Source organism: Mucilaginibacter sp., from assembly GCF_025359345.1.
GTDB lineage: Bacteria > Bacteroidota > Bacteroidia > Sphingobacteriales > Sphingobacteriaceae > Mucilaginibacter.
Genome location: NZ_JANYGQ010000018.1, coordinates 35,207 through 48,744 on the forward strand (window position 1 = coordinate 35,207; position 13,538 = coordinate 48,744).

At 36.5% G+C, this 13,538-nt stretch carries 14 protein-coding genes and 1 pseudogene; 10 read left to right on the top strand and 5 right to left on the bottom strand.

Going from position 1 to position 13,538, the window contains the following annotated elements:
* Positions 1-26: 26 nt before the first annotated feature.
* Entirely contained in the window at positions 27-2,456 is a 2,430-nt protein-coding gene (locus tag Q0R52_RS10680) for an MG2 domain-containing protein (RefSeq protein WP_295794643.1), read from the bottom strand.
* 276 nt (positions 2,457-2,732) lie between these two features.
* Between Q0R52_RS10680 and Q0R52_RS10685 the strand changes: the two are divergent.
* The 7 genes and pseudogenes from Q0R52_RS10685 to Q0R52_RS10715 form a co-directional block, all read left to right on the top strand.
* A pseudogene (locus tag Q0R52_RS10685) lies at positions 2,733-3,590 on the top strand (magnesium chelatase domain-containing protein); the annotation flags it as partial.
* 267 nt (positions 3,591-3,857) lie between these two features.
* A complete protein-coding gene (locus Q0R52_RS10690) occupies positions 3,858-4,724 on the top strand; it encodes a hypothetical protein (RefSeq protein WP_295794644.1) in 867 nt (288 codons plus the stop codon).
* A gap of 22 nt (positions 4,725-4,746) precedes the next feature.
* A complete protein-coding gene (locus Q0R52_RS10695; protein WP_295794645.1) occupies positions 4,747-5,178 on the top strand; it encodes a hypothetical protein in 432 nt (143 codons plus the stop codon).
* Between the two features lie 16 nt (positions 5,179-5,194).
* Positions 5,195-5,338, top strand: coding sequence for a hypothetical protein (locus tag Q0R52_RS10700; RefSeq protein ID WP_295794646.1), 144 nt, complete (start codon positions 5,195-5,197; stop codon positions 5,336-5,338).
* A 198-nt stretch (positions 5,339-5,536) separates the two neighbouring features.
* The gene (gene dcm / locus Q0R52_RS10705; RefSeq protein WP_295794647.1) at positions 5,537-6,496 is read left to right on the top strand and encodes a DNA (cytosine-5-)-methyltransferase; all 960 of its coding nucleotides are present in this window, start codon (positions 5,537-5,539) and stop codon (positions 6,494-6,496) included.
* Between the two features lie 12 nt (positions 6,497-6,508).
* Positions 6,509-7,288 (top strand): hypothetical protein, encoded by a 780-nt coding sequence (locus Q0R52_RS10710; protein ID WP_295794648.1) that lies wholly within the window; start codon positions 6,509-6,511, stop codon positions 7,286-7,288.
* Between the two features lie 123 nt (positions 7,289-7,411).
* The gene (locus Q0R52_RS10715) at positions 7,412-7,663 is read left to right on the top strand and encodes a hypothetical protein (RefSeq protein ID WP_295794649.1); all 252 of its coding nucleotides are present in this window, start codon (positions 7,412-7,414) and stop codon (positions 7,661-7,663) included.
* 49 nt (positions 7,664-7,712) lie between these two features.
* Here Q0R52_RS10715 and Q0R52_RS10720 read toward each other — a convergent pair whose 3' ends face one another.
* Entirely contained in the window at positions 7,713-7,964 is a 252-nt protein-coding gene (locus Q0R52_RS10720; protein WP_295794650.1) for a helix-turn-helix transcriptional regulator, read from the bottom strand.
* 119 nt (positions 7,965-8,083) lie between these two features.
* Between Q0R52_RS10720 and Q0R52_RS10725 the strand changes: the two genes are divergently transcribed.
* On the top strand, positions 8,084-8,980 hold the full coding sequence (locus Q0R52_RS10725) for a hypothetical protein (protein ID WP_295794651.1): 897 nt from the start codon (positions 8,084-8,086) through the stop codon (positions 8,978-8,980).
* Between the two features lie 112 nt (positions 8,981-9,092).
* Here Q0R52_RS10725 and Q0R52_RS10730 read toward each other — a convergent pair whose 3' ends face one another.
* Together Q0R52_RS10730 and Q0R52_RS10735 are read right to left on the bottom strand one after the other, a co-directional pair.
* Positions 9,093-9,491 carry a hypothetical protein gene (locus Q0R52_RS10730; RefSeq protein ID WP_295794652.1) on the bottom strand — a complete coding sequence of 133 codons (399 nt, stop codon included), beginning with the start codon at positions 9,489-9,491 and terminating at the stop codon, positions 9,093-9,095.
* A 25-nt stretch (positions 9,492-9,516) separates the two neighbouring features.
* Positions 9,517-10,017 carry a hypothetical protein gene (locus tag Q0R52_RS10735; protein ID WP_295794653.1) on the bottom strand — a complete coding sequence of 167 codons (501 nt, stop codon included), beginning with the start codon at positions 10,015-10,017 and terminating at the stop codon, positions 9,517-9,519.
* A gap of 881 nt (positions 10,018-10,898) precedes the next feature.
* Between Q0R52_RS10735 and Q0R52_RS10740 the strand changes: the two genes are divergently transcribed.
* Positions 10,899-12,395 (top strand): SIR2 family protein, encoded by a 1,497-nt coding sequence (locus Q0R52_RS10740; protein ID WP_295794654.1) that lies wholly within the window; start codon positions 10,899-10,901, stop codon positions 12,393-12,395.
* Positions 12,396-12,573: 178 nt separating this feature from the next.
* Positions 12,574-13,173 (top strand): recombinase family protein, encoded by a 600-nt coding sequence (locus tag Q0R52_RS10745; RefSeq protein ID WP_295794655.1) that lies wholly within the window; start codon positions 12,574-12,576, stop codon positions 13,171-13,173.
* A 3-nt stretch (positions 13,174-13,176) separates the two neighbouring features.
* On the opposite strand, the gene Q0R52_RS10750 is transcribed toward Q0R52_RS10745, so the two are convergent.
* Complete coding sequence (locus Q0R52_RS10750; protein ID WP_295794656.1) at positions 13,177-13,419, bottom strand: hypothetical protein; 243 nt, start codon at positions 13,417-13,419, stop codon at positions 13,177-13,179.
* Between the last annotated feature and the right edge of the window lie 119 nt (positions 13,420-13,538).

The following is a 13,538-nucleotide window of genomic DNA, read 5'->3' on the forward strand; positions in this document are numbered from 1 at the left end:
TAAATAGTTAGTAGTTTTTTTGAAAATCATTCTACTTTATAGTGGTAAACCTGCCGGCCAAGGTTACCTTCGGAATCAATTCCTTCCATAACAACGCGATAGCTGCCTTTGGCATTGGCATTATAAAATTCAAATTGGGCATTCCCATCCTTGTCAGTTAATATTTCGGGGTTCCAGTAAATGGTGGTTCGTAAATCTGCAAGTTTGTTGTCGGTAGCGCTCTCATATTTAGGCGAGTAAAACTCGCGGGCTTTGTAAAAGCCTCTTACGGTTATGGGCAGGATGCCCTTGGAGGTAATATCTTTCAATTCCTTGCCCTGTTGTAGTTTTGTGGTTATCACTAACACACCGCCGGCCGAGTTCATTCCGTATATGCTGGCGCTGGCATATTTTAATACTTCAACGGTTTCAACTTCATCTGCCGAAATGGGTAAAGGTGCTCCTTCAATACCATCCACAATAACCAGCATCGCTTTTGCTTTACCGCCTAAATGGTCCATAAAGCTTAATTCCAAATAAGGAGTTGGCCCTACAAATACAACACCCCTCAATTTCCCATTCAAATTATCTCTTAGCATGCCATACCCGATGTCTTTACTGTGTAAAACCTGGTCGGCGTGGCCCGCGCCTGCAAGGCTCTGTGTTCTGTAGTTATCATCGCGTTTGCGGGCGTTTATTTTTACCTCTCTCAGCATTTTTCCGCTAATTAACCCCTGCGTATATAGCTGTTTGCGTTGCTTTTGGTTGTTTTTCATGTAAGCGTTCATCGCCGTATCCGCCACAACCGATTGAGGTTGTTGGTAAAGCGTAACCGGCGCCGGCTTATCCGCATTGTAAGTAAGCATCGTGTTATTACTCCCCTTCGCATTCACCGCCTGTAAAATAAATTTTGCCGAATCAATGTATACCATGTTGGTAAAGCTGAAATTTCCTTTACTATTTGTAACTGTGCTTAAAACCCCGTGGCCGCTAAATGGCGCGATTAATGATACTGTACCTTTTGATAGTGCCCTGCCGCCCAGCATTTTCGCAGTTCCGGTTATCTCTAACATTTTTTCAGGTTGGTAAGTTAAAGCCGGGTAGGCATTATCGAGCAGGGGCCGCCATTCAAACCTGCGGTAGCCGCGGGTAAGCATCACCAAATCCAGGTTGCTGCGGGTCGAATCGCCAGTGTTTGTAAAATAATAGTTTGGCTGTTCTACTTCTCCTTTTAAGTCTGACGTTAGCAGCAGGTTTGAAAGGATGGTGCCTTCCTCATTTTCGTTTACTGATACTTTACCCTCATCTACGACCGATACCGAAAAATGGCCCATAGTTACGGAGTCGGAGCGGTTTTTTGCCAGCAAACTGATGTTTACTTTTCCTCTTGTCGCATAAACTGTTTTATCGCTTTTTATATCAAGCGTAAGCTGGTCGTAATTTTGCACAAAAAACAGCCGCTCGCACATTGGCTCACCGCCTGGCGAAAACAGCGTAACTGTTGCAACGCCCGTATGCAAGTGCCGCTTGGCAATATCCAGCGATATCACATTACTATCAAGCTTAGTAGTAACCGATGTTGCAACGCCGCCCGAATAAATCAGCAGCATATAGTCCTTATCCCGGTTTTGGGCAAAGCAGGCCTTGTTGGCTTCAATCCGTACCGATGCTTTGGGTAACGAGTCGTTGTTTATTGTTAACATTAAGCCCGAGGCTTCGGAACCAGGTAGTTTAACCATCTCTTGCATTCCATCGGCATAAGTAATTCTGGCGTTATAGCTTTTACCTTCCTGGGGCTGTAAGTAAAAATACCCCATGCCCAAATGGGTTGAGGCAAAACGGCATATTTCGGTATTGTTATTATCCAATACCACCCCTGCCACATCAATCCCCTTGCCATTTGTACTAACTGCCCTAAAGGCGATTTTTGACCTAATGCCATTCACCAGGCTGCCGCTCTCGGGAAAAAATTGAACATCAGGTTTTGAATTTATTTTTGCCCCTGCAGGCGTGCTTTCGGCAATCTTTTCCTTTTCGGTCGAGCCAACCGGAACCACCTGCTCAAAAAAGGACGCATCAGCTTCGTTGCGCATCCATTGGGTGTAAGCCCGAATGCGGTAATTGCCTTTTGGCAACGAGTCGGGCAATAAAAAATCGCCCCAGGCAAGCCCGTTTACCAACTGTAGCTTTATTGATTGATCTATTTTATTATTGGTATTGATCAAATCAACATGCAAAACGCCACTTAAGGTTGATAGCTGGTGCCGTTCGCCAAACGTAACATAGGCTTTAAAATAAACCGTATCGCCTGCCGCATAATAAGGTTTGTCAAATTGCAGATATGCTTTCTCGGTGAGGTGGGTTGTTAAAAAGGTCTTTAATTTAACGACAACCGGGTTAGCCACATTGCTCTTATCCTGTCCGTACAAGCGAAAGCAGCACAGCAACAGGAAAAGGATTATCAGTTTTTGCTTCATTAAAACTTAGCAGGTTCGAGGGCAGGTGACGGGTTTATATTGGTATTTGATATAAAGCTACTGAAAAGATTAAACAATACCCCGTCCCGATTAAAAAATGGAACGCTTGATAATCAGCATGTTTCACAGCGTTCCGGGTGTTCCGCGTGGGAAAATGGAACGCTATGCATCTTTTTTGTGATATAAAAGTTCGTACTTTAATCTTAATTCGCCCCCGCTTTTTCCATCCCTCAATTAAATTATATAACTTTCGCCGGGTGATTAAACTTTATCATTGTGTTAGTTAAAACTTTTGGAAGCGCAGTTTACGGCATCGAAGCCATTACCATAACCGTCGAGGTAAACATCAGTGGCGGCGGCAAACCTTTTTATTTGATAGTGGGTTTGCCCGATAACGCTGTGCGTGAATCCATGCAGCGCATTGAGGCCGCGTTGCAAACCAACGGGTTCCGGATGCCGCGGCAGAAGATTATAGTAAACATGGCCCCCGCCGATATTCGCAAGGAGGGCTCGGCATACGACCTTACCATTGCTACAGCCATCTTGGCCGGCTCGGGCCAGGTTGATGGCGAAAACCTGGACAAGTACTTGATAATGGGCGAACTATCACTTGATGGTACGGTACAACCCATTAAAGGCGCTCTGCCCATAGCCATACAGGCGCGTAAAGACGGCTTTAATGGCTTTATACTGCCCAAGCAAAATGCCCGCGAAGCTGCCATTGTTAACGACCTGGAAGTGTACGGGGTTGAAAGCCTGACCGAGGTTGCCGGCTTTTTTGACGGCACAACGCAACTTACCCCCGTAATTGTTGACACCCGTGAAGAATTTTATAAAAGCCTTACAGCTTACGACAGCGACTTTAGCGAAGTGCGCGGCCAGGAAAACATTAAACGCGCCCTTGAGATTGCTGCTGCAGGCGGACATAATGTGATATTGATTGGTCCGCCGGGAGCGGGGAAAACTATGTTGGCGCGCAGACTGCCTTCAATTTTGCCGCCTTTAAGCCTGTACGAATCATTGGAAACTACCAAGATACATTCGGTTGCAGGCAAGCTATCTGCCGCTGATGCGCTGGTAACCACGCGGCCATTCCGCTCGCCGCACCACACAATCAGCGATGTTGTTGTGTTAAAGTAGAAAACATGTAACGTTTTGATTATCAATAATAAATAAGTTTTTAAAAATTACATTTTGCACGACTGCGCCCTGTTTTCGTACGTTTGTATCGTTCTCAATGAGATATTAATCACGACCCAGTGATTAAATGAGTGACTTAAATCATTCATTAAAAGAGTCGAAAACTCTTTGCCGGCATTAAAAATTCTGTGAGGTCACCACAATTCAAACCCCGCTTAATGGCATGGCGTGTCATGCCTATGATTTTAATTTTTTATAAAAATGGCTAATATTTATGATTTCTCTATTACGTTCAGGGGCACTAACAATCAGATGCAAAATCTAGAAACTGTTCTAACTAACTATCTAAATTATTTAGAAAGTAGTAATTACGGCTGCGGTAATTCAACCTATAGTGACCGTCAAGCATTTACTATTTTGATAGGTAAAATAACCGACCCGACTACAAGACACCCAACAAAAAATGAAACTTTAGGCGAGATAATGCCTAGAGTGGATGATTTTACAAATATCAGGGAATCACGTATTGATAAGACGGGGCAGTATTACACTGTTAACTTTAGTGCTGGGCATTCCTGGCAACCACGTGTAACGCTATGGGTTTGGATGGCTGATAAATACGGATTTGATTTTGAGCTGTTTTATTCTACAACAGACGGTCAATTAGAAGCTGGGGAATATGTATATGTCACAGGGATATTAAATGAAACTCATGTTGAATTAGAAGCCTATGACGAAGATGGTGAAGAAACCTATGACTACGGTGATGATGTATTTGATGAAGACGGGAACAAAATAGAAGATGTAATTCAGGCTTTAGAGGATGACATTGAAAAGTGTCGTACTTATAATTCTTTTGATTTTAAATACATTCAACCCTGTGTTTCAATTAATTGTGAAACTAATTATTTGGATAACTTAAAAACCTTTGTAGATAACAATTTGCACCTACCTAATATCGCTGAACATTTAGTTAAATCTGGATTGTTTAGAACATCTGCCGGGAAAGAAAAAAGAAAGAGAATTGAGGTTGAAATTAATGGTATCAAACTATTCGCAGATAGCAAACCTTCCATATCACAACGTAAATCAAGAATAGAGAAGTTGAAAAACCTATTGTCTGTTTAACCAAATTAAAAGAGGAACAACCATGAAAATAAAAAAGATAAAACACCTACTATCAAAATTAGACATTGACAGCTTATTAGAATTTGAGAATACCTATCGTGAAAAAAAGGACGCTATACTACGGGATTTTTGGACATTTGAAAACGTGAAATGCGAGCTTGCATCCTACATCGATTGTTATATGGATGATTATTTATCTGATAAGATTAGCGAATCCGCAATGGCATTATATTACCCTAATGGTTTCGCTCAAGACTTTATTGTAGATGACGAGATGTTTTTAGAACTAACACGTTCAAGGTCATTTGAGCAATTACAAGGATATATTGTTTGGCTTGAAGTCATTCCAGGGGCCAAGAAAAGTGTAAATGAAATGTTAGATTTTCACTGGGATGGATATTGTGAATACTATCATACCAAAACATTGAATGATTTTAAACAGACTATTAACTAAATAAAAAACATAAAATATGAGCTTTATTGTAATTGAAAAATGGAACGGATTAAACTCTGTATGCACAGATGAAGATGGTGAAACTTTGGAATTTGGTTCACGTGAAGAAGCGATGGCAGAGGCTGCCGAATGTCAACAAGGGGTAATAGTTGAGATTTAAAGGCTATGATCGGAGTAAAAAATAATGACTTGATTACAAGTTAATTATTAAATACAACTTTGTTACTCCAATAATTTTAAATAAAATTGCTAACATATTTAGCGCTATGTGTTAGTAACTTTTATATGTTTCCACAACATTTGTAGGCGTCTACGTTAAAATCATATTTAATTCTATATTTAAAATCAAATCTCACTAATGGAAAAACTTAAATTTATCGACCTGTTTTGCGGTATAGGTGGCTTTAGGGTTGCTATGGACCAAGCTTGTGTTGAAAATAATATCGAACCAGAATGTGTTTTTTCATCTGATATAGATACATATTGTCAAGACAGTTACGAAAATAATTTTGGTCATAGACCATTTGGAGACATCACTAAAGTTGACCCTAAAGACATCCCTGACCACGACATCCTGTTTGGGGGTTTTCCATGTCAACCTTTTAGTATCATAGGTCAAATGAAAGGTTTTGAAGACACTCGGGGAACTCTTTTTTATAACATCGCAAGCATCTTAAAGGAGAAGAAACCAAAAGCGTTTATACTTGAAAATGTTAAACAATTGGTAGGTCACAACGGGGGCGAAACATTAAAGGTCATCATTAAGACATTAGAAGAATTAGGGTATTCGGTTAGGTTTACGGTATTGAACGCTCTTGATTATGGATTGCCTCAAAAAAGAGAACGTGTTGTAATAGTTGGACATCGTGATCCAATTGTATTTACCTATCCCGAGCCTATCAGACCCTTCAAACCGCTAGAGGAAGTTTTGGAAAAGAAAGTAGATAAAAAACATCTTGCTTCAGAATACATATTAGCAAAAAGGAAAGAGAGACATACATCTGCTTATAAACTTTCTATTTGGCATGAAAACAAATCGGGTAACATCTGTTCATACCCTTATTCATGTGCTTTAAGAGCAGGGGCCTCTTACAACTACTTACTAGTTAATGGCGAGAGAAGGTTGACTCCACGCGAAATGTTTAGACTACAAGGGTTCCCTGATACCTATAAAATTATTAAGAACGACACACAAGCAAGGAAACAAGCGGGTAATGCCGTTCCTGTAAATATGGTTAAAGCGGTTATCTTAAAACTATTACCATACGTTGCTAAAACACTGGATATGACAGAAGTTTGCAAAGCTTATGAAATATGATAATATTTGTTGATGGACAAACCATCACCTAAATTAAGAACCGTACACAAAAGCCCACCAGCATTTCCTTTAAATAATTTCCCACCCTCTCTACCCCTTATTGTGGGTAGAGAAATTGTTTATTTACTAGCATCTAAAGGTGCGCCAAATCTTATAGGCTCTGAATGGGAAGCAATATTTGCTACTGCAATAGGTGCTGAATGGAGAGACTCCAATGTTGGTTTGGATGATGTAAGATTAGGTAATACTGCTTGGGGAGCCAAAACTGTAAAATCTTCTAATCCTTCAAAAGCAAAGAAAGTACCGTTAGTATCAGGCAGAAATTCCATTGTTTATTCTTTTGGGGCAAACATCGACACTTCGGTTGACCCTAATTTGCCTGGCGAACAAGTGTTATCTATTTGGAATGATAGAGTTAGTGCGGTAAGAGAGAGGTTTGACCACTTACGCACTATTGTTTTAATTAAAGCTAATGACTTGTCCGAAGTTGTAGTTTTTGAATTTGAGACTATCCGTTATGACCCTGAACTGTTCTACTGGGAATGGAATAAAAACAACAATTTACAGGGTTTTTCAAAACAGACAAATGCACACATGTTTACATGGCAGCCACATGGTTCTCAATTTACAATTCACGAAAAAGTTCCGTCAAATAGTGTCTTGATAAAGATTAGAAAGCCTGCTGGGCTGGATAAAGAAAAAACCTTACAGGCTTTGGGATTTGATAAATCGTGGATTACTGTTTCTAAAACGGATCATACATTACCAATACCCACTAAAAAGAAAAAGTAGTCAAGCTAACTAAACCTGATATGAGACTTAACCTGCCTCATATTATTTCTTTTTATAAATGCTGCGCCAACAAAAAAACCTCCTTATAATTGCTCTATAGTTATTAATTTAAAACATAAAGCAATGCCAGTATTAAAGACAAAAGAACAATCAACAGCATTATTAGCAACTAAAGTGGGTGGTACTAAACCCGTGATTTTTGGTGCAGAAATCGACAAATTGAAAAGTGGAGAAGGGTTATTTTTTGAAGAAAAAGAATGGACAATTAAAACCACACCTTCTGCGTATTTCTATGCTAAATACAGAAAAGGTAAAGAAATAAAGACAATTTCTGTATCCAAAGTGAAAGACGGGTTTTTAATCACCAAACTTTAATAGTTACCGAATAGTTAACTTCTATCCGTTGATGGGAGTTTTCGGTATGCTATAAAGATTCACTATCTATATCTTTTAATAGTTCAGAAATATCCATTTCAAAACCTCTACACAATTCTATTAGGTAAATAATTGACGGGTTATACTCACCTGATTCTAATCGATGTATGGATTGACGGTCTTTATTACCACCATTACCGGCTTCTTCTAAAGTCCAACCCTTGGCCTTACGGATTGATTTAACCCTCTCTGCAAGTTTTTTTAAAATCTTCTTTTGTGTCTCGTCTAATTTTGGTGGCATATCCTTCCAATAGTAGCCCTACTGTGGATATTTATTGTAAACCGTACGGACTACAAATTCAAAATATGTCCGTATGTTAGCTTCAAATCATAAATTTTTAAAATCTTAAATCAATTGCAATGAAAGAAAAGCTAACAAAAAAACAAGTCAATTTTGATTCTCTTATCACCGTGAAACGATACTTGGCTATCGGTTCTATCGTATTTATTGGTGCGGTAACAAGTTGCTCCAACTCGAACAAAAACCAAACGTCACAAGCTCAAGTTAATTCAGACACTGCACAAACGAGTAAGAGTAATGAGCTTGTCATTACTGATAACCTCGCCCTCAATACTGAATATAGAGCCAACCCGGAAGAATTTAAAAGCAAATATTTACACCAGTACGTTACATTTAACGGATTCTATTACAAGAAAAACCCATTCAACGAGAAGCTTTCTTTCCTACTTAAATACCCAGGCACTGAAAAGATAGGAACGGACCCTATAGATGTGGTAGAGTTAAGATTTAACACCCCCAAGCCTAAAGAGGCATTATTTTCATATTTCAGTAGTGCTACCGATAATAAATATTGGATTTATAATGGACAGGATGACAAAATTATTGAACAAATGAATACTCATACAAGCAGCGATATTAATGAACAACCATTAGCTTTCTATAAACCCAAATTAGATGAATACATAGACGAGCCCAGTCACGAGACAAGAGGGTTTCTATTGGGATACAACGATAATGCTTTAAGGCAAGTATTCACGAAGTATAGTCAACTGTTTTATAAACCAACCACCGAGGATGATTTTGACTATAACAAAATCTTTATTTTGAGTACGGTTACAGTTAAAGGAAAAGTAGATGAAATCAACGTGGGTGTTGACGGTTCTGTATGGATGAAATTGAGTGATGAAAAAATTCTCAAAGTTAAAGATGGTTTTGTAAAAGAGAATATGAAATTAATAGATATGGGTGCTTTAAAGGGTATACCAAACAGCACTCCTGATACTACTATTCATTAGGATACTTCGAATATCAATCTAACTTTCTTACTCATTGCTGATGCAACTGTTAGTATTGAATAACGATTAGAAAATCTCCATGCAGCAAAGTGTATGGAGATTTTTTATCGATTTAGACTTCATCAATCCAAGCTGTTTTTTTAGAACCGTGATAAACCAATTGATAATTTCTTAAAATGTTAATTCCGATAATTGCAGAGTATTCTTCTCTAATTGAAATGTCTTTTTTATATACCAAAGTTTGGAAAGTAGTCCAATTTGCAGATGGCAATTTCATATCTACCATTGCAACGCTTACAATTTGGTCTTTATCCAATGAAGACGTACCTCCTTTTAATAACTCGACTTGGTTAAATTCAAGTTCGTCAAATAAACCACAGCACAGTATAGTTATTTCCGCACCGGTGTCAATTAACGCATTGCACGTAACCTCTTTTCCATTATTAGGATTGATTACCGTTAGTTCGCAGATGGCTAAACCATTTGCTAAAACTTTTAAGTGATAGGTCATTGTTTAAGATTAAGGTCTAAAGTTATTAAACTAATATCTTGTAATTATAACTATCGGCGGTCATTAATCCTGTGTGATTTTGTTTTAAGAGATAATTTAGTAATCCTTCCTTCGTATCACTTTTAGAAATATCTTGAAGCTTGTAATTTGGGATAGTTTTGAAAACTGTATTAAGATAAAACTCTATTTGTGGTATTGTTAACGAGGTATCAATTAGACAGTGGGCATGAATTCCTAAATTATCTATTGTAGAATTGTAAACTTCACGTTTTGATATAACACCACCGTACTCCATAATAAACAGGTAGTTTACGTGTTCATAGGGGTTTCGATGGTCCTTATTGATTTTGTTAAAAAGCTTATTCGTTAATTGGAAATAGAAATCTTGAATATGTGGCGTTGGTACCTCATCAATTGTCAAATGATATAATTTCTTTCTGTTAGATAAGATGGTAAATGCTTTAGTTATATCAGTAATGTAATCTGTAGTATTCTTTGATTTTTTTAACAATGTAGGTTTATTCATAAAGTATATTATTAATTAGGCATAGTCAACCAATTCTAAAGGATGATTAACTGTTTACTTTTACTCCATTTTATTCCAGAGTTGGATAACTCATTATTTATATTGCTGCTTAAGTCTTTCAATATTTATTTGGCCGTCTATTATTTGTAATTCAATTCGCTTTAATCTCTTTTTCCAACTGTTAGTAGAGGTACTATTGTATTCTTTTAATTTTGCTCTTCGCTTATTTAATAAAGAGATTAACTTACCGCTCATGCTCATTTAACAACGTTTTTATAAATGAATGTATAGCTGACAATGAGTAAAGTTTTTTATTTTGAATATAAATTATTTCATCTTTTGGAAATGGATGTGCAATCATTAGCTTTTGTATTTCGGACCTATTTAATTGTAGTTGCTCCCTTAACAAGTAATTGTCCAAATATTTTTTTCCATTAATTAAGTAGTATATATCCATAGTTTGATTTAATGTTTACGTAGTTCGTCGAAGAACTTGTTTATTCCATCCAGAATGTGACCTTCGCCTTCATCATTATTTTCTGATTCTTCGTTTTTATCAACCGAGCTAACCTTTTATCAGTCTTCGCATCTTCGGTGTTTGTCGGGTTAGTATTTTTTGAATTTTGAATAAATGCTTCGAATTTCTTAATGTGTCGAGGTTTAATTTTCATGTTTACTTATTGATTTTAATACGATATGATATATATCTAAAATCATCGTCTCCCTTTGATTATTTTCTTTCGTGTAGTAGTTTAATTGTGTTTAAACGAAAGTGTCCCAGAAGTCATCTATTGTGGTGTAATAGTAAGATGACATGAGAATTATAAGAATATTTTTCTCTTGTCAAAAGAGATAACCCTATATTTATAAAAACCTTATTTATGAATATTACTGAATTTATTTCTCAATATAAAAATCATCCAGTGTTATTTATTGGAACTGGATTTAGTCTCCGCTATCTTGAAAATTCTTATACATGGGACGGCTTGTTATCTAAAATTGCTTTTGATTTAAAAGGGAATGACGAATATTATTTAGACATCAAAGCTCAATGCGAAGAGGATGGAAAGTATAAGTTTGATAAAATAGCGACTTTATTGGAAGAGGAGTTCAACAGCATACTTTCGGGAGATCGGAACGGAAAATTTAAAGATATTAATGACATCTTTTACGCCAACATGGCAAAAAGCGTAAAATTGAGCCGCTTTAAAATTTATATAGGTCAAATATTTTCTACTCTTGACTTCAGAAAAACAAAAGTTGATGAATTAACAGAGTTAAAAAAAATCAGGAAAAACATTGGGTCAATCATTACTACAAATTATGACGGCTTGATTGAAGAAACGTTCGAATTTAACAAGCTAATAGGCAACGATATTCTTTTAAGCAATCCCTACGGATCAGTATACAAAATACATGGTTGCACTACCAATGCTGGTAAACTAATAATTACGTCTGATGATTATCAAAAATTTTCGCAAAAGTATGAATTGATTAGAGCCCAATTACTTTCTTTATTTATCCATAATCCAATAATTTTCTTTGGCTATAATATAGGGGATGAAAATATAAAGAGCATACTGAAAACAATCTTCACTTATATTGAACCAAATTCAGAACAAGCAATTAAAATCAGGGAAAATTTTTTGTTAGTTGAGTATGAAGCTGATGGGACATCAGAGGAAATTACTGAACATGACATTGATATGGAAGGGTTTAGCACTATAAGGATAAATAAAATCAAGACGGACAACTTTACCGCGATTTATAAAGCACTTTCAAGTCTTCAATTGCAAATTTCTGCACTAGATATAAGAAAAGTTCAATCTATTGTTAGAGAGATTTATTCTGGTGGAAAGATAGCTGTTAAAATTACAGAGGATTTAGATGAATTGAAAAACTCTGAAAAAATACTGGCAATTGGAACTGACAAAACGATTCAATATCAATTTTCTACAAGTTCAGAAACTATTACAAATTACTTTAAAATAATAGATGAATCAAACTCTCAAATTCTAGCATTAATTGATAAGTATTCTATACCAAGTAATATTTATTTCCCAATTTTTGGATTCAGTACAATTAATACACATTTAGCTCATTCAGACGTCCTTAAAAAAAATCAAAAGGCAAAATTAGATTTGGTTTTGCCGTCTACTTCAGCTACTTGTAAAACCACTCACGATACCATTAAGAAAATACTTGATGATTCACATATCCCAAATAGCTCAAAAGAAAATGCTATTTTTTGGTCGACAATGGAGGGTAATCTCGATTTAGACGATGTTGAATCTTATTTAAGAAGTTATCCAGAAAAAAAATTATCGAGTTATAAGAAAATGTTATGTGCATATGACTTCAAAAAATACGGCGCGTAATATACATTTATTCGAAGTTGACATTAAAGCTGGTTGAAACATTAATACGACTTTCTATTTGCTATTATTTTATTCATGGTTTAATTTGATGCAGAAAAGTTGCCCACAACCACTGAATTTGTGCGGCGAAATAGGTTATTCCGCTGTACTTTTATTGTGTAATTAAAAACACAACAAAATGAGAGTCAAATATAACCGCGTGAGTACATTGAATCAATCAGGAAATAGATTTACAGCAGACAATGACAATTACGACTTGATTTTACTTGATAAGATTTCAGGTAGCGTATCATTTAAAGACAGACCCAGAGGAAAGGAATTAACAAAACTTATTGAAAATGGCAAGGTGACCGAGATTGTGTGTGAAGAATTTTCGAGGTTAGGAAGAAATACTGGTGATGTTATAAGTGTTCTTAATTGGTTAGATGAAAAGGGGATAAATGTTGTAATTCGCAATAATGGACTCCAATCTCGCCCGAGTGGTATTAAAAATCCCATTTGGAACATGATTAGTTCGGTTATGGCTTCCTTATATCAAATGGAACTTGAAAACATTAAAGAACGCACAACTGTAGGTCGAATAGTCTATGTACAAAACGGCGGGAAATTGGGTCGACCAAAGGGTACTTCCGAAAATCAAAAATCTTTTTTAAATAAACAGTCGTCTCAACAAATTATCAAAGCACTTAATAAAGGTTTAACTGTCCGTGAGGCAGGAAAAGTTGCGGGAGTATCTACCAGCACAGTTATGAAGGTAAAGTCGTTATTAGTAGCTTAATTGCTATTTAATACCAACTATCCTGTTTTCTTCAACTTGTCGTAGAAGTATTTCTATTCCTTCTTCTTTAGACATAATGTTACCCAATTCTTTAAGCGACCGTTCATCATTATAAATTCCATTAGGGTCATTCCATGATAACCATTCGATTATATCATATCTACTCATGCCATTAACAAGAATTATCAAACGTTCTTCTGAAAGGCTTGTAAGTGATTGACGATTATAATTATTCCAAATACTCATATAAAGATTGATTCTAAAGGCAAGATAAGCAGAGTATCACGAATTTCGGATAAATTAAAGTTTTGATGTATCTCGTGTGATATTTCTCGAATTCTTGTTTCCCAGTAGATAGAGTTGGT